Source organism: Acidovorax bellezanensis, from assembly GCF_025421555.1.
GTDB lineage: Bacteria > Pseudomonadota > Gammaproteobacteria > Burkholderiales > Burkholderiaceae_C > Comamonas > Comamonas bellezanensis.
The window spans coordinates 17,266-34,030 of the sequence record NZ_JAODYH010000016.1 but is presented as its reverse complement, the minus strand read 5'-3'; the positions used below and the strand labels follow the sequence as shown (position 1 = coordinate 34,030).

General features: G+C 66.4%; 16 protein-coding genes. 5 read left to right on the top strand and 11 right to left on the bottom strand.

Features of this window, described 5'->3' with window-relative positions; translation table 11 throughout:
• The first annotated feature begins 444 nt into the window (after positions 1-444).
• The 5 genes from ccoG (at position 445) to N0K08_RS21040 (ending at position 6,603) form a co-directional block, all read left to right on the top strand.
• A complete protein-coding gene (gene ccoG / locus N0K08_RS21060; RefSeq protein WP_261502379.1) occupies positions 445-1,896 on the top strand; it encodes a cytochrome c oxidase accessory protein CcoG in 1,452 nt (483 codons plus the stop codon).
• A 130-nt stretch (positions 1,897-2,026) separates the two neighbouring features.
• Positions 2,027-3,811, top strand: a complete 1,785-nt coding sequence (gene ilvD / locus N0K08_RS21055) for a dihydroxy-acid dehydratase (RefSeq protein ID WP_261502378.1) — start codon at positions 2,027-2,029, stop codon at positions 3,809-3,811.
• A gap of 51 nt (positions 3,812-3,862) precedes the next feature.
• Entirely contained in the window at positions 3,863-4,861 is a 999-nt protein-coding gene (locus N0K08_RS21050) for a Bug family tripartite tricarboxylate transporter substrate binding protein (RefSeq protein ID WP_261502377.1), read from the top strand.
• Positions 4,862-5,323: 462 nt separating this feature from the next.
• Complete coding sequence (locus tag N0K08_RS21045) at positions 5,324-5,833, top strand: MarR family winged helix-turn-helix transcriptional regulator (protein ID WP_261502376.1); 510 nt, start codon at positions 5,324-5,326, stop codon at positions 5,831-5,833.
• Positions 5,830-6,603, top strand: coding sequence for a DNA alkylation repair protein (locus N0K08_RS21040; RefSeq protein WP_261502375.1), 774 nt, complete (start codon positions 5,830-5,832; stop codon positions 6,601-6,603). The genes N0K08_RS21045 and N0K08_RS21040 overlap by 4 nt, the downstream gene beginning before the upstream one ends.
• On the opposite strand, the gene N0K08_RS21035 is transcribed toward N0K08_RS21040, so the two are convergent.
• From N0K08_RS21035 to ribBA, 11 genes are all read right to left on the bottom strand, one after another.
• Positions 6,600-8,015, bottom strand: a complete 1,416-nt coding sequence (locus tag N0K08_RS21035; protein ID WP_261502373.1) for an aminotransferase-like domain-containing protein — start codon at positions 8,013-8,015, stop codon at positions 6,600-6,602. The two genes, N0K08_RS21040 and N0K08_RS21035, sit on opposite strands and share 4 nt — an antisense overlap.
• Positions 8,016-8,041: 26 nt before the next feature.
• Entirely contained in the window at positions 8,042-8,851 is an 810-nt protein-coding gene (locus tag N0K08_RS21030; protein WP_261502372.1) for a plasmid replication/partition related protein, read from the bottom strand.
• A gap of 74 nt (positions 8,852-8,925) precedes the next feature.
• Positions 8,926-10,290, bottom strand: coding sequence for a prephenate-dependent tRNA uridine(34) hydroxylase TrhP (gene trhP / locus N0K08_RS21025; protein WP_261502371.1), 1,365 nt, complete (start codon positions 10,288-10,290; stop codon positions 8,926-8,928).
• Between the two features lie 311 nt (positions 10,291-10,601).
• A complete protein-coding gene (gene tolA, locus N0K08_RS21020; RefSeq protein WP_261502370.1) occupies positions 10,602-11,720 on the bottom strand; it encodes a cell envelope integrity protein TolA in 1,119 nt (372 codons plus the stop codon).
• Between the two features lie 32 nt (positions 11,721-11,752).
• Entirely contained in the window at positions 11,753-12,181 is a 429-nt protein-coding gene (locus tag N0K08_RS21015) for an ExbD/TolR family protein (RefSeq protein WP_261502369.1), read from the bottom strand.
• Positions 12,182-12,201: 20 nt separating this feature from the next.
• Positions 12,202-12,906, bottom strand: coding sequence for a protein TolQ (tolQ, locus tag N0K08_RS21010; RefSeq protein WP_261502368.1), 705 nt, complete (start codon positions 12,904-12,906; stop codon positions 12,202-12,204).
• Positions 12,903-13,319: a tol-pal system-associated acyl-CoA thioesterase gene (gene ybgC, locus N0K08_RS21005; RefSeq protein ID WP_261502367.1), complete on the bottom strand. Its 417-nt coding sequence runs from the start codon at positions 13,317-13,319 to the stop codon at positions 12,903-12,905. Before ybgC ends, tolQ begins: the two co-directional genes overlap by 4 nt.
• 6 nt (positions 13,320-13,325) lie before the next feature.
• Positions 13,326-14,510 (bottom strand): pyridoxal phosphate-dependent aminotransferase, encoded by a 1,185-nt coding sequence (locus N0K08_RS21000; protein ID WP_261502366.1) that lies wholly within the window; start codon positions 14,508-14,510, stop codon positions 13,326-13,328.
• Positions 14,511-14,620: 110 nt separating this feature from the next.
• Positions 14,621-15,157, bottom strand: coding sequence for a transcription antitermination factor NusB (gene nusB, locus N0K08_RS20995; RefSeq protein ID WP_261502365.1), 537 nt, complete (start codon positions 15,155-15,157; stop codon positions 14,621-14,623).
• 1 nt (position 15,158) lies between these two features.
• On the bottom strand, positions 15,159-15,623 hold the full coding sequence (ribH, locus tag N0K08_RS20990; protein ID WP_261502364.1) for a 6,7-dimethyl-8-ribityllumazine synthase: 465 nt from the start codon (positions 15,621-15,623) through the stop codon (positions 15,159-15,161).
• Positions 15,624-15,627: 4 nt separating this feature from the next.
• Positions 15,628-16,749, bottom strand: a complete 1,122-nt coding sequence (ribBA, locus tag N0K08_RS20985; RefSeq protein WP_261502363.1) for a bifunctional 3,4-dihydroxy-2-butanone-4-phosphate synthase/GTP cyclohydrolase II — start codon at positions 16,747-16,749, stop codon at positions 15,628-15,630.
• Positions 16,750-16,765: the final 16 nt, after the last annotated feature.

The following is a 16,765-nucleotide window of genomic DNA, read 5'->3' as shown; positions in this document are numbered from 1 at the left end:
TTCGTGCTGCGGCAATTATTGGGGAACACCCCCTGAGCCGCTTCGCGCTAGGCGCGCCCCGTCTTCCCCCTCTCAACCTTCGGTGGAGGGGGACGGCAGCCTCGGTGCGGGGCGGCCCTTCCTCGCTGCCCCCTTGCTGGGTCACGCCAGTGATATGGGCTGCGCGCGATGCGAGCGCTATGGGTAATTGACGGCAACAAGCCAAAGTCTTTTGGTGCGGAATCCGAAACCTCGGATGATTCGCGCCATGCAGCCGCCCCGCTGTGCAGCGGGGCGGCTTTGCTTCATGCAGAAACTGATATGGTGATTTGCATCAATAAACCATCTGATATGGTTCAAATCACCCCATCTGCTGCTGTTATCCACCGCGCTTGCGGCGCATAGTTGCGGGCAGGGTGCGGCAGTGCGCGTGGCATTGCCGGCACCGTTGTCATTGAGGCCTTCATGTCAGATCAACCCACATCGCCGCGCGGCAAAGCACCGCGCAAGGTCATCCCCATCGCGGCCGTGCCCATCGAGGAGCACGAGCAGCCGCTGTTCGAAGCCAGAAAGAAAATCCAGCCCCGCTCCATCAGCGGTGTGTTCGCGCGCTGGCGCTGGACCATGGTCTGGCTCACGCAGCTGTTCTTCTATGGCGTGCCCTGGCTGCAGATCAACGAGCGCCAGGCCCTGCTGTTCGATCTGGAGCAGCGGCGTTTCTACATCTTCGGCTGGCTGCTGTACCCGCAGGATTTCATCTACCTCACGGCGCTGCTGATCATTTCGGCGCTGGCGCTGTTCCTGTTCACGGCGGTGGCCGGGCGCCTGTGGTGCGGCTTCAGCTGCCCGCAATCGGTCTATACCGAAATCTTCATGTGGATAGAGCGCAAGACCGAAGGCGATCGCAGCGCGCGCCTGCGCCTGGACCACAGCGGCTGGACCGCGGAAAAGCTGCTCAAGCGCGGCAGCAAGCACCTGCTGTGGCTGGCCATCGCGCTGTGGACGGGCTTCACCTTCGTCGGCTATTTCGTGCCGATTCGCTCGCTGGCCGTCGAAGTGATGGCGCTGCAGGGCGCGTGGCAGATTTTCTGGGTGCTGTTCTACGCGCTGGCCACCTATGGCAACGCCGGCTTCTTGCGCGAGCAGGTCTGCACCCATATGTGCCCTTATGCGCGCTTCCAGAGCGCGATGTTCGACCGCGATACGCTGCTGGTCACCTATGACGAAGCGCGCGGCGAGAACCGCGGCCCGCGCCTCAAGGATGTCGACTACAAGGCCCAGGGCCTGGGCGACTGCATAGACTGCAAGCTGTGCGTGCAGGTCTGCCCCGTGGGCATCGATATCCGCGACGGCCTGCAATACCAGTGCATTGGCTGCGGTCTGTGCATAGACGCCTGCAATACGGTGATGGACAAGATGCATTACCCACGCGGGCTGATCCGCATGTCCACCGAGAACGGCATGGAAAAGGGCTGGCGCGGTGCGCAGATCGTGCGCCGCGTGTTCCGCCCGCGGGTGCTGATCTACGGCACGGTGCTGCTGGCACTGACCGTGGCCATGGTGGTCAGCCTCTACGTGCGCGTGCCGCTGAAGGTGGACGTGGTGCGCGATCGCGGCACGCTGTCGCGCATCGTCGCCGGCGGCCAGATCGAGAATGTCTACCGCGTGCAACTGGGCAATGCGACCGAAGCGCCGCAGCACTATCAGCTCTCGGCCTCGGGCCTGGACGGTTTGCGTGTGGCTTCCGAGACCGAGGTGGAGGTGGATGCCGCGGCCGACCGCTGGGTTGTCGTGCGGCTGCAGGCGCCTTACGGCGCGGCGGCGCCAGGCTCGCATCCGGTGCAGCTGGAAGTGCGTTCGCTGGTCGATGGCGCCATCCAGGTGCAGGCCAAGACCACTTTCCTGGTGCCGCGCTGAGGTTCCGGCTGCTCCGCAAGGGGCAGCCGCCCGGGCTGTCGCGTGGGTGACGGCCCCGGGAGCGCAAGGCCCGTGCGGGCGCCGCGTTTCGCTATGGTGGTGGCTCTGTCGTCCTTGCCTGCCATCTGCCATGACCCACTCCCCAGATTCCCCCGCGAACGATGCGACTCCGGCCGCGCCTGGTTTCCGCTCGGCCATCATCCGCCAGGGCACGGTGCGCGCCACCACGCGCAGCTTCCTGCATGCGCTGGGCCAGGACGACGAGGACATTGAACGCCCGCACATCGGCGTGTTCCACACCGGTGGCGAGATGAGCCCCTGCAACCTCAACCTGCGCGACCAGGCCCAGCATGCCAAGACCGGCATTTACGCCGGCGGCGGCACACCGCATGAGTGCCCCGTGGTGTCGGTCAGCGACGGGCTGACGATGGCGCATTCGGGCATGCGCTTTTCCCTGATCTCGCGCGAGCTGATCGCCGACAGCGTTGAAGCGTCAGTGCGCGGCCACCAGTGGGACGGCATCTTCGCCATCGGCGCCTGCGACAAGAACCTGCCCGGCCTGATGATGGGCATGCTGCGCTGCAATGTGCCCAGCGTGTTCGTGCATGGCGGCTCGGCCCTGCCGGGCCAGGCGCCCGGGCCCGACGGCCGGGATCTGAACGTGGTCGATACCTATGAAACCATTGGCCAGGTGCTGGCCGGCACGGCCACGCAGCAGGATCTCGCGCAGATCAGCCGCAGCTGCCTGCCCACCGCCGGCGCCTGCGCCGGGCAGTTCACGGCCAACACCATGGGCATGGTCAGCGAGGCCCTGGGCCTGGCGCCCATAGGTTCGAGCATGCTGCCCGCGGTGTTCAGCGAGCGCGCGCCCTTGATGCGCCGCACCGCCAAGACGCTGATGCGCGCGGTCTGGGCCAGCGCCGAAGGCAAGGGCCCGCTGCCGCGCGACATCGTCACGCGCAAGGCGCTGGAAAATGCCTGCGCCGTGGTCAGCGCCACGGGCGGCTCGACCAATGCGGCCCTGCACCTGCCGGCGCTGGCGCACGAGGCGGGCATACGCTTTCATCTCGACGACGTGGCGGAAATATTCGCGCGCACGCCCTTGATCGCCGACTTGCGACCCGGCGGGCGCTACCTGGCGCGCGACGTGCATTACATCGGCGGTGCGGGCGTGATTCTGCGCAGCCTGCTGGAGCAGGGCCTGCTGCATGGAGACGCGCTGACTTTCACCGGCCGCACGCTGGCCGAGGAGCTGGCGTCCGCGCTGCCGCCCGACGGTCAGGTGGTGCGCACCGCGGACAACCCGATCTCGCGCGACGGCGGCCTGGCCGTGCTCAAGGGCAATCTGTGCCCCGACGGCGCGCTGCTCAAGACCGCGGGGCTGCAAACCCTGGTGCACAGCGGGCCGGCGCGGGTGTTCGAGTCGGAGGAGGCCGCCCAGGCGGCCGTGCAGGCCATGCGCTATGCCGCCGGCGATGTGATCGTGATCCGCAACGAAGGCCCCAAGGGCAGCCCCGGCATGCGCGAGATGCTGGGCATCACGGCCTTGCTGTACGGCCAGGGCATGGGCGACAAGGTGGCGCTGCTGACCGACGGGCGTTTTTCGGGCGCGACGCGCGGCCTGTGCATCGGCTATGCCGGCCCCGAGGCCGCGGACAATGGGCCGATCGCCGCCCTGCGCGATGGCGACATGGTGAGCATAGACGCGCGCCCCGCGGCGCGATCGATCACGGTGGCGCTCTCGGCGCAGGAGCTGGAGCAGCGCCTGCGGGAAAACGCGCAGCGGCTTGCTGGCGTAAACACGGGAGTGCGCTGGGGCGGCTTGCTGGAAAAATATGCGTTGACGGTGCGGCCGGCCCATCAGGGGGCGGTCACGCATTCGGGCGCAGTGACCTGGCTGCGCGACGAAGGCTGAGCGGGAGGGCTGCCTTCGGCGTCCATTTCAAAACATCCAAGAAAGTAAACAATGACATTCAATCGTCGTGAATGGCTGGGCGCCGCAGGCGCGGGCGGCGCTGGTGCGCTGCTGGCCAGCCTGGGAATGCAGGCCCATGCCCAGGCATCGCTGGAGAGCCTGAACATCATCACGGGTTTCGCTGCCGGCGGTACCTCGGACGCCATCTGCCGGCGCGTCGGAACCCAGCTGGCGCCGGGCTACGCCAAGATCGCCGTGGTGGAAAACCGCACCGGCGCGGGCGGCCAGATCGCGATCAACTACGTCAAGGGCCGGCCCGGCGACGGCATGACGATGCTGCAGACGCCCACGTCCATGCTGTCCATCTATCCGCATATCTACAAGAAGCTGGCCTATAACCCGGTCACCGACCTGGCGCCCGTGACCGTGGGCTGCAAGTTCGACTTCGGCTTCGCGGTCGGGCCGGCAGTGCCGCCGCAGGTGACCAATGTGCGCGAGTTCCTGCTCTGGGCCAAGGCCAACCCGCTGGGTGCGAACTTCGGCTCGCCCGCACCCGGCTCGACGCCGCATTTCATCGGCGCGCTGCTGGGCCAGCATGGTGGGGTAGACCTCAAGCATGCGGGCTACCGCGGTACCCAGCCGGCACTGCTGGACATGCTGGGCGGCAATATCTCGGCGGTTTCGGGCCCCGTGGGCGACATGCTGCAACACGTGCCCAGCGGGAAGATTCGCATTCTCGGCGTCAGCGGCGCGCAGCGCAGCCGCTTCGCACCCCAGGTGCCGACGCTGGTCGAGCAGGGTTACGCCGATATGGCCCACAGCGAGTGGTTTGCCTTTTTCCTGCCGGCCAAGGCCTCGCCTGAGCTGGTCCAGCGCCTCAACGGCCATATGCGCACGGCACTGGCTTCGGCCGATGTGGTCGACAGCCTTTCCACTTTCGGTCTCGAAGCCATGTCGTCCACGCCCGCGGAACTCGCGGCCCTGGTGAAGTCGGAAGTGGCGAAATGGGGCCCCATCGTGCAGCGCGTGGGCTTCACGGCCGAAGGCTGAAGGCCCGCTGCGGCCAGTGAACAAGGGAGCCCAGGCTCCCTTTTTTTACGCGGCGATGACAAGCCCCCACGCGTAAGCTGTTGTTTTATGGTGCCTACCTCGTATTAATACTGTTGTGGTTTATACTTAGCACCTAGGGTTACCACTTAGGTCTCCCTGCTCTGGCGGTGTTTCGAGATGCGAGCTGCCAGTGTCCTAGTGCATCTCATGGAAAGCACACCATGCGTCAAGCCTTCGATACCCTGATCACTTTCATTGCTGACTACCGCGAAGCCCATGTCGGCCTGGCCAACCAGTAATTACCGCTGAATTCCCGCAAGAGCCGGCAACGCGCTGGCGAATGCGGACGGGCACTGCCACCACGGCAGCAGGTCCGGAACCAAATACTCCACGGCATTGGCTCTGGGGTATTTTTTTCGTCCTTTTTTTGCTTAGTTTGTTAGGTGCCGTATAGTACGGTGCATGCAAAAACTCGAACAAAAATACCAGGCCCTTCTGGCCGAAGCCGATAGGCGCGGGTTGCCAGGACAAGACAGCATCCGTTTGTGTTTTCAGACGCTGTCCCTGGCCGCGGCCATTGACCGCGACTGCGCGCGCCTGCTGGCGGTGCATGGGCTGTCCGAAGGGCGTTTCGTGCTGCTGTTCCTGCTGGATGCGGCCAGCGATGGCCTGGCGCCCAGCCGCCTGGCCGAAGAGGCGGGTGTGACGCGTGCGACGGTGACCGGACTGCTGGACGGCCTGGAGCGCGATGGCCTGATAGCGCGGCAGGCCCAGGCCGGCGACCGGCGCGCCCTGCGCATCCGCCTCACGCCCCAAGGTCAGCAACTGGCCCAGGCGGTAGTGGCGCAGCACGGACGCTGGATTGCGGGCCTGTTCAGCGGCCTGACGGCGGCCGAGCGCAGCCAACTGGCGGGCCTGCTGGACAAGGTGGCGGCTGGCGTGGCCGCGCGTGGCGATGGGCTCGCGCCATGACGCCATCCACGCCCCGCAAGGGCGCGCGCCGCGGCGCCGACATCCCCGACGATGTGCGCCTGGGCCTGTCCCAGGGCAGGCTGCAAAGCGTGACTCTGGTCGAAGGCCTGGCCGTGGACCAGGCACAACTGCTGCGCGCGGTGTTCCCGGACTTGCAATCAGCGGTGCTGGCCGCTGCGGCGCAGGTCTGCGAGCGCGGCATTCTGCAGCGCATGGGGGGCATGGCCAGCCTGTTGTTCGATGCGCTGGGCAGCGCCGGCACGGCCGTCTGCCAGGCTCATGCTTCGGACACGGTGCGCGGCTGGGCATGCTTCATGGTGGGCAACCAGCCGGACCTCACGCTGGCCGAGCGGCTGGCAGCCATCCGGCCCTTGGCCGATGACGCGCATTTCGGCGTGCGCGAGTGGGCCTGGATGGCGGTGCGACCCCATCTGGCGCGGGAGCTGGATGCGGCCGTCGTGCAGTTGACGGCCTGGACCGAGAATCCATCCGAGCGCCTACGCCGCTTTGCCTGCGAAGCGCTGCGCCCGCGCGGCGTATGGTGCGCCCATATCGCCGCGTTCAAGCAGCAGCCCGAAGCCGGCTTGCCCATTCTGTCGCCCCTGCGCGCCGACGCTTCGGTCTATGTGCAGGATTCGGTGGCCAACTGGCTCAACGATGCGGGCAAGGACCAGCCCGACTGGGTGCGCGCACTGTGCGCGCAGTGGCTGCAGGGCGAGCCCAGCGCTGCCACGCGCCGCATCTGCCAGCGAGCGCTGCGCAATCTCTAGCGGGCGCCATGGGCCAGTTGGCCCAGCGTTTCCAGCGCGCCTTCGATGCGGCCATCCCAGCCGTGGCCGTAGTTCAGCCGCAGGCAATGGCGAAAGCCATGCGAGGCGGAAAAGATAGGGCCGGGCGCGACGCTGATGCCGCGCGCGCGGGCCTGGGCATGGATGGCCAGGGCGTCGCATTCGGGCGGCAGTTCGACCCAGAGAAAATAGCCGCCTTCGGGGCGGGTGGCGCGCGTTCCCGGCGGGAAATAATGGCCTACGGCTTCGGCAAACGGCGCTTGCGCCGAGGCCAGGAACTGGCGCAGCCGGCGTAGGTGCTTGTCAAAGCCGCCGCGCTCCAGGTACTCGGCCAAGGCCGCCTGGGCCGGGGCGTTGGCGCCGAGGGTGGTGGTGAGCTTGTGCCGCGCCACGGCCTGGGAAAAGCGCCCGGCCACAGTCCAGCCTATGCGCCAGCCTGGCGCCAGGCATTTGGAAAACGAGGCACAGTGCAGCACCAGCCCTTCACGGTCGAAGGCCTTGGCGGGCAGCGGGCGCTGGGCTCCAAGATAGAGCTCGCCGTAGACATCGTCTTCGATCAGCGGCAACTGGTAGCGTGTGATCAAGGCCACGAGCTCGCGCTTCTTGGCTTCGGACATCAGGCTGCCCAGCGGGTTCTGGAAATTGCTCATCAGCCAGCAGGCCTTGGGCCGGTGGCGCTGGATGGCGGCTTCGAGCGCGCCCAGGTCCATGCCTTCGCGCGGATGGGTGGGCACTTCGATGGCCTGCAGTCCCAGGCGTTCCAGCGCCTGCAGCGCCGCGTAGAACGCCGGCGATTCCACCAGCACGGCGTCGCCAGGGCGGGTCACGGCCGACAGGCACAGGTTCAGCGCTTCAAGCGCGCCGTTGGTGATGATGATGTCGTCGGTGGGCACGGCCATGCCTTGCGCCAGATAGCGCAGGGCGATCTGGCGGCGCAGCGCGGCGTGGCCCGGCGTCAGGTCATCGACCGTACTCCACGGATCCAGCGCCTTGGCGGCACTGGCCATGGCCTGGCCCAGGCGTTGCAGCGGGAACAGCAGCGGGCTGGGAAAGGCCGAACCCAGCGGCACCACGCTGCGCGCATTGCTGGAGGCAAGCACGTCGAACACGCGCGCGCTGACATCGACGGCGATCGACGCATCGGGCGGCTGCGACGCCTGCTCGGGCTCGGGCGGCATGCGCCGCACCTCCGAGGCCACGAAGTAGCCCGAACGCTCGCGCGCCCGCACCAGCCCGCGCGCTTCAAGCAGGTAATAGGCCTGGAAAACGGTGGAAGCGCTGATGCCGCGGCTGCCGCACAGGCTGCGCACGGAAGGCAGCCGGTCGCCGGACTGGAGCACGCCGCTGCGGATCGAAGTTTCGATCTCGCCGGCCAGGGCTTCGTAGCGTTTCATGGGTGGCAGTGATCAGCCTGCCGGCTTCAGATCTTCTCCTGAAGCATGTCCTGCAAGGCCTTGATCTGCTGGCGCAGCATGCTGTTTTCCTGTTCCAGCGTTTCCACGCGTTGCTGCAACTCGGCAACGTCGGCCGTTTTCTCGGGCGCGGCATCGGCATCACCTGTCTCGGCGTCGCGTGGCTTGCGCTTGGCTTCGCGCACCCGCTTGGCGGCCAGCTTGAGCTCGTCCTTGCCGGCGGCGGCTGCTGCCACCTGCTCGGCAGCCGGCAACTGGGCCACGGCGGCGGCGGCATTGATGGAGATGTCGCCGGCCTTCACGGCCGCCACGACTTCGGGCGTGGCTTTCTGCTGGATGGTTTCAATCTGCTTGACCTGGGTGCTGCTCAGGCGCGCGACCCGTGCCAGTGCTTCGCGCGTGGCCAGGGCCTGCTGCTCGTCGGCGGGAATGTTCTCGCTGGCGTCGGCGTCGGAGGCCGGCTGCTGGGCCTGCTGCTCGACAGCCTTGACGCGGCGCGCGGCGACGATTTCCCGCTTGCGCAGGGCCAGCACGCCGCGCTGGAAGTCGGAGACGCTGCGCCGGCCCAGGTGCTGGTCGATCATCCACAAATGCACGTCGTCCAGGTCCTTGAAATGCGTAGCCTGGATGGTCTCGAACGGCAGGCCGTGCTTGACGCAGATGCCGTGGCGGTTGTGACCGTCGATCAGCAGGTCGCCCCACAGCACCAGCGCATCGCGGCAGCCTTCGGCCAGGATGCTGCGCTCCAGCGCTTCGTGCTCATCCGGGCTCAGCGGATCGATATAGGCCTTGAGTTCTTCGTTGACGACAATGTTCATGGGAAATGGGGCGGTGCAGAAAAAGAAAAGGGCTGCCGCAGCAGCCCACAGGTCAGGTGGGCCGGGCCCGACGCTTAGAGCAGACGGGCGATCAAGGCGCCGTCGACCGGACCTTTGAGCGGAATGCGCACGCGGATCGGGTTGCCCTGGGCCACGGTGACGGGTTCGCCTTCCATGTTGAACATCTGTTCAAGCTTGATCTGGCGGTTGCCGCTGGGGTGGATGATTTCCAGCGTGTCGCCCACGGAGAAGCGGTTCTTGGTCTCGATTTCAGCCAGGCCGTCGGCCCAGCCGCGCACTTCGCCGACGAAGTGGCTGCGCTGCAGCAGCGAATGGCCGGTTTCGTAGTTCTGGTAGTCCTGGGCTGGGCGGCGTTCGAGGAAGCCGCTGGTGTAGCCACGGTTGGCCAGGCCTTCGAGTTCGGTGATCAGATTCGGGTTGAACGGGCGGCCGGCGACGGCGTCGTCGATGGCGCGGCGGTAGGTCTGGGCCGTGCGCGAGACGTAGTACAGCGACTTGGTGCGGCCTTCGATCTTCAGCGAATCGACGCCGATCTTGGTGAGCCGGTCGATGTGCTCGATGGCGCGCAAGTCCTTGCTGTTCATGATGTAGGTGCCGTGCTCATCTTCCATGATGGGCATCAGCTCGCCGGGGCGGCCCTGCTCTTCGAGCATGTAGACATGGTCGGCCTTGGGGTGGCGCGGCTCGCTGTTGCAGGCCGAGAAGCCGGTTTCGGCTTCCTGCTGGGCCTTGGCGAAGTCGAAGTCGCCTTCCATCTTCAGCGGCATGGCTTCGCCGGTGTTCGGGTCGACCGCCGTTTCCTGGGTGGAATAGTTCCAGCGGCAGGCATTGGTGCAAGTGCCCTGGTTGGGATCGCGGCGGTTGAAGTAGCCCGACAGCAGGCAGCGGCCCGAGTAGGCAATGCACAGCGCGCCGTGCACGAACACTTCGAGTTCCATGTCGGGGCATTCCTGGCGGATCTTCTCGATCTCGTCCAGGCTCAGTTCGCGCGACAGGATGATGCGGGCGATGCCCATGCGCTGCCAGAATTTCACGGCGGCGTAGTTGACGGTGTTGGCCTGCACCGAGATGTGGATAGGCGTTTCAGGCCACTTCTCGCGCACCATCATCATCAGACCGGGGTCGGCCATGATCAGCGCGTCGGGCTTGAGCGCGATCACCGGCTCCATGTCGCGCATATAGGTGCGCACCTTGTCGTTGTGCGGCAGCAGATTGCTGGTGACAAAGAATTTCTTGCCACGGGCATGGGCTTCGGCAATGCCTTGGCCGATCTGTTCCAGGCGGAATTCGTTGTTGCGCGCGCGCAGCGAGTAGCGGGGCTGGCCCGCGTAGATGGCGTCGGCGCCAAAGTCATAGGCGGCGCGCATCTTGTCGAGCGAGCCGGCAGGCAGCAGAAGTTCGGGGGCTTTGAGAGGCATGGCGCGATTGTCCTTGATTGCGAGAAATCCGGTGGCGAGCCTGACCTTGCCGTCAGCGCGGCTGGTTTCTGAGGGGCCGTGCTGGCGGTGGGCGCTGGTCACCGCAGCAGAGTCTTCGAACAGACCACACTCGCCGCCGCCGGGCCGCCCCAAGGCGGCGATGGCCCCCCTGGGGGGCAGCGCAGCTACGCGAAGCGAGCAAGCGTGGGGGCCATATTCATGCCGCCGGGCCGCACCTCGGCGGCCCCCCCAAGGCGGCGACGGCCCCCTCGGGGGGGCAGCGAGCCACACGCAGTGGGCGAGCGTGGGGGCTAATCTTTAGGTCGGAAACCGATGGTCAGCGAGGAGGGCACGCGGCCATCCGTATCCCGTGGCAGGGTGTCGGTCTTGTGCAGGGCGCGCACCACGGCCTGGTCCCAGGCCGGGTTGCCGCTGGACTGGGTCACGCGCACGCTGACGATGGTGCCGTCGGGAGCGGTGCGCACGGCCACTTCGGCGCGCGGGTTGCCGACCACGTCGTCGGGGTAGACGATGTTGGGCTTGACCTTGGCCGCGACCTTGGCGCCGTAGCCGGCCGAAGGTCCCCCCGTGGCCGAGCCATTGCCCTGGCCCTGGTTGGGGCTGCTGCCGCGTTCGGCCGAGCCCTTGGAGCTGTCCGAGCCCGCGCCGGCCATGCTTTGCATGCGGCGCAGGTTATCGGCGCGGCGCGCTTCCGCGGCCTTGGCTTCCTTGGCGTCCTTGGCCGCCTGTTCGGCCTTGAGGCGTTTGTCTTCGGCGGCTTTTTCCGCCTTGAGCTTCTCGGCCTTGGCTTTTTCTGCCTTTTCGAGCTTGGCCTTCTCCAGTTTGGCCTGCTCGGCCTTCTCCTGCTTGGCCTGTTCGGCCTTTTCGGCTTTTTCCTTTTCCAGGCGCTCCTTCTTGTCGGCCGCCTGCTGCTCGCGGCGTTCCTTATCCAGGCGCTCCTTGTCTTTTTCGCGCTTCTCGGCCAGGTCCTTCTGCCGTTCCTTTTCTTTTTCCACGCGCTCACGCTCGGCCTTGTCGCGCAGGGCCTGCTCGGCTTTCTTCTCCTGCTCGCGCTTTTTCTTGCGCTCCAGCGCAATCTCGGCTTCGTGGTCGTCGTCCTTTTGCACGACGGGCGGCGGCGGCGGTGGCGGCGCGACCACCGGTGGCGGCGGCGGCGGGGGCTTCACTTCAGGCGTGGGCTCGGGCGCCGGTGTGGGCGTCGGCGTCGGCGCCGGGGGCGCGGCTTCCTGGGGCAGGGCCGACCACAGCTCGGCTTCGATGGCCGCTTCTTCCGTCGTGGGCGGCATGCGTACGACCCACAGCAAGGCCGCCACGAGCAGACCATGCGCCGCAATCGCCAAAAGCCACGCGCGCAGGCGCGGAGCAGAGGAAGGGGGAGCGAAAGGGTCGTGTTCTGGCGGTCGGGACATGGAGAGAAGGCAAGGGCCTGGAACGGCGTGGTTTACTGGCTGGACTTGACGTCGAGCGCGACGCGCTTGACGCCGGCACGTTGCAACCTGCCCATGGCTTGCATCACGGTGTCGTAGCTGAGGGTCTTGTCGGCCGAGATCACGACCGCGCTGTCTTCGGGCTGCTGGGCCTGCCAGGCCTTGGCAGCGACGCCCAGCTCATTGAGTTGCACCACCTGCTCGTTGGCGCCGGTCTTGAGGCGGATGGAGCCGTCCTTGTCGATCAGCACCCGGGCCAGATTTTCGGTGGGCAGGCGCGACGCCTTGCCGGCGCTGGGGACGTTGATGGCGCCGGGCGTGAGCATGGGGGCGGTCACCATGAAGATGACCAGCAGCACCAGCATCACGTCGATGAACGGCACCATGTTGATTTCATTGACCGTGCGGCGCGTGCGGCCGCCACGGGAAGACACTGCGGGCATGTGTAGCTCCTGTTTGCGGCTCAGTGGCCCGAAGCAGAGCTGCTGGCGGTGGCGCCCACATTGCGCTGCAGGATGTTGGAGAACTCTTCGATGAAGGTGTCGAGCTGGTTGGCGATGCGGTCGATCTGGTGGGCATAGCGGTTGTAGGCCGTGACGGCGGGAATCGCCGCGAACAGGCCCATGGCCGTGGCTGCCAGGGCTTCGGCAATGCCGGGCGCGACGGTGGCCAGCGTAACCTGCTCCATGCTGGCAAAGCCGGTGAAAGCATGCATCACGCCCCATACGGTACCGAACAGGCCGACGTAGGGCGAGACGGAGCCGACGGTGCCCAGAAAGGCCAGACTGGCTTCGATTTCGTCCATTTCACGCTGCAGGCTGGCGCGCATGGCGCGGCGCGTGCCGTCCATCAGCGTGGCGACATCGGCGATGCGGCGCTCGCGCAGTTTCTGGTATTCGCGCATGCCGCTGGCGAAAATGCGCTCCATGGGGCCGCCGCGCTTGGCGTTCTGCGCGGCCGCGGTATAGAGGTCATTGAGGCTGGTGCCCGACCAGAACTCCTGCTCGAAAGCGTCGTTGAACATGCGCACGCGCTTGAGCAGCGCCGATTTGCGAAAAATCGTGGCCCAGCTTGCCACCGAAGCGACGACCAAGGCCAGCATGACCAGTTGCACCACCCAGCTGGCTTCCAGGACCAGGCTGAATATGGACATATTTTGGGAATTCATGAAAATTGTTCCAGAAGGCTGTTCGGTATTCTTGTGGGGCGCATGCTCGCGCCGTCGACCCAGCCGATGCGTACGGAGGCTTCACACAGCAGCAGTGGCGCATCGCTGGCGCCAGCAGCGGATTGTAGGAATGCTTGCTGGTGTATTGTCAGCGACGCGCGGCCGCTGGCTTGTAAACGAGCGGTAACCAAAAGTTGGTCGTCGAGGCGCGCGGGGCGGTGGTAGTCGATCTGCGCCTGGGTGACGACGAACATGGCGCCGGTCTGATCGCGCAGTTTTTGCTGCTCAATGCCCAGCGAACGCAGCCATTCGGTGCGCGCGCGCTCGAAGTACTTGAGGTAGTTGGCGTAGAAGACGATGCCGCCGGCATCGGTGTCTTCCCAGTAGATGCGCACAGGAAAAGCGAAATCCATGCGGCTTCAGCCCAGCAAGCTGCGCAGGCGGCGCACGGCCTCCTGCAGCTGGGGCATGGAGTTGGCGGTGGAGAAGCGCACGAACTGCCCGGTCTCCGCCGTGCCGAAATCGCGCCCCGGCGTGATCGCCAGGTGGGCGCGCTGCATGACGGCATAGGCGAAATCCCAGCTGCCTTCGACGCCCAGCTTGCGCGCGGCTTCGGAGCAGTCGGCCCAGGCGTAGAACGCGCCGTCGGGCATGACCGGCACGCGCAGGCCCAGCTTTTCCAGCTCGGGAATGAAGTAGTCGCGCCGGGCCTTGAACTCGGCGCGGCGGCGTTCGTACTCGGCGATGCTGTCCGGCTCGAAGCAGGCCAGGGCCGCGTGTTGGGAAATGGTGCTGGCGCAGATGAACAGGTTTTGCGCCACGCGCTCGATGGCCGGCACCAGCGCTTCGGGCACGACCATCCAGCCCAGGCGCCAGCCGGTCATGTTGAAGTACTTGCTGAAGCTGTTGATGCTGATCAGGTCTTCGCCCAGGGCCAGTGCCGTCTGGGAGAAGGCCGGGTCGTAGGACAGGCCCAGGTAGATCTCGTCGATGATGGTCAGGCCGCCGCGCGACTGCACCACGTCGTGGATGCGGCGCAACTCGTCGGGCGCGATTGAGGTGCCCGTGGGGTTGGACGGCGAGGCCAGCAGCACGCCGCGGGTCTTGTCGCCCCAGGCGGCCGCGACCTTTTCGGCGCTGAGCTGATAGCGTTCGGCGGCCGTGGTCGGGACCAGCACCGCCGTGCCTTCGGCCGCACTGACGAAGTGGCGGTTGCACGGGTAGCTCGGGTCGGGCATGAGGATTTCATCGCCGGCATTGATCAGTGCCAGGCAGGCCAGTTGCAGCGCGGCCGAGGCGCCGGCCGTCACGACAATGCGGCGTGCGGGCACATCCACGCCAAAGCGCTGGGCATACCAGCCGCTGATGCGCTCGCGCAGCGCGTCCAGGCCCAGGGCCGGCGTGTACTGGGTCTTGCCTTCGGCCACGGCCTGCGCCGCGGCCTGTTGCACCAGGGGCGGGGCGGTGAAATCGGGCTCGCCGATGTTCAGGAAGATCATCGGCTCGCTGGTGTGGGCCACTTCGCGTGCCAGGGCCTGTGCCGCCTTGGCCACTTCCATCACATAAAACGGCTCAATGCGTTGGGCGCGTGTCGAAATTTGCATGGGCTAGGTCCCGCAGACAGCGGGCATTAACAGTACAGGGCCGCAAGGCCGGGGGAGCATTGGCCGGGCGCGAGGTCTGCGAAAGGACCTGCGCGCCCATGGTGCAGATGTCAGTCGGCGGCTTGCTTGCCCTTGTCGGCGGCGACTTCGAGGCTGCGCAGCTTGGGCGCCAGGCCGTTGAGCACGGCGTTGACGTATTTGTGGCCGTCCGTGCCGCCAAATTCCTTGGCCAGTTCAATGCATTCATTGAGCACGACGCGCCATGGCACGTCCGCGCAATGCTGGAACTCGTACACACCGATCCACATCACCGCGTGCTCGACGGGCGAGATCTCGCTGAACTGGCGGTCCAGCATGGGCAGGATCAGCGCGTCCAGGTCGGCTTCGGTGGTGATGCAGCCGTGCAGCAGGGCGTCGTAATGCGCGGAGTCGGCCTTGTGAAAGCCCGCCAGATCACGCGTGAACATGTCGATCGCGGTCGCATCGTTGCGGCCCACGATGTGCTGGTACAGCGCCTGCAGGGCGAATTCACGCGCCCGGCTGCGGTTGGACTTGGAAGCCGCCTTGCGGACTCCGGTGCTGGTGTTGCCGACGCGCGGCTGGCGCCGGGGGCGGCTCGATGCCGAGGGGGAGTGGTCTTCGCTCATGTCAGTTCAGTGTGTCGAGCAGGTTGGCCATTTCAACCGCCACGCGGGCTGCGTCGCGCCCCTTGTCGGTCTGGCGGGCAATGGCCTGCTCCATGTTTTCAGTGGTGATGATCGCATTGGCGATCGGCAGTTGGTAGTCCAGGGACAGGCGGGTCACGCCGGCTCCCGATTCGTTGGCTACCAGCTCGAAGTGGTATGTCTCCCCCCGGATGATGCAGCCGAGCGCAACCAGTGCGTCGTACTGCTCACGTTCGGCCATGGCCTGCAGTGCCACGGGCACTTCCAGTGCTCCCGGCACCAGCACATGGTCGATATTTTTTTCTTGTACACCCAGCGCCAACAGCTCTGCGCGGCAGGCCGCGGCGAGGGCGTTGGTGATGCTTTCATTGAAGCGGGCCTGCACGATGCCGATGCGCAATTTCGCGCCGTCGAGCGTGGGGGCTGTGCCTTGTTCTGCGCCAAACATATTTTTATTCCTTGGGGATGTAACCGGTGATCTCGAGGCCGTAGCCGGCCATGCTGGGCATGCGTCGGGGCTGGCCCATCAGGCGCATCTTGTGCACTCCGCATTCGCGCAGGATTTGCGCGCCCACGCCGTAGGTGCGCAGGTCCATGCGGCCGCGCTCGGGGGCTTCGGCCGAGCGCGCGCTGCCGTCGAGTTGTGCCAGCAGTTGCTCGGCGCTTTCGCCGCAGTTGAGCAGCACGGCCACGCCGCGGCCCTGGGCATCGATGTAGCGCAGGCTGCTGTCCAGGCTCCAGGAGTGCATGGAGCGGTCGACTTCCAGCAGGTCCATCACCGACAGCGGCTCGTGCACACGCACGGGCACTTCCTCGTCGGAGGACCAGCTGCCCTTGACCAGTGCGAGGTGCACGGAGCGGCTGGGCTGGTCACGGAAGACGTGGGCCGTGAACTCGCCAAACGGCGTCAGCAGCGGGCGCTTGTCCACGCTCTGCAGCAGCGACTCGGTCCGGCTGCGGTAGTGGATCAGATCGGCGATGGTGCCGATCTTCAGGCCGTGTTCCGCGGCGAAGAGCTGCAGATCGGGCAGGCGCGCCATGGTGCCGTCGTCCTTCATGATCTCGCAGATGACGGCGGACGGGCTGCAGCCGGCCATGCCGGCCAGATCGCAGCCGGCTTCGGTGTGGCCGGCGCGCATCAGCACGCCGCCGGGCACGGCCTGCAGCGGGAAAATATGGCCGGGCTGGACCAGGTCGTCGGCCTGGGCGTTGGCCGCCACGGCTGCCTGCACGGTGCGTGCGCGGTCGGCGGCGGAAATGCCGGTGGTCACGCCTTCGGCGGCTTCGATGGAGACTGTGAATGCGGTCGAATGCTTGGTGCCATTGCGCGTGGCCATGGGCGGCAGCTTCAACAGCTCGCAGCGCTCACGCGTCAGGGTCAGGCAGATCAGTCCGCGGCCGAAGCGCGCCATGAAGTTGATGGCATCGGCCGTGACATGGTCGGCGGCCAGCACCAGATCGCCTTCGTTTTCGCGGTCTTCTTCATCCACCAGTACAACCATGCGGCCTGCGCGCATGTCGGCAATGATGTCTTCCACCGGGGAGATGGCTACGGGATGCAGGGGGGCTGTCATTTCGGGCTTTCTTGGG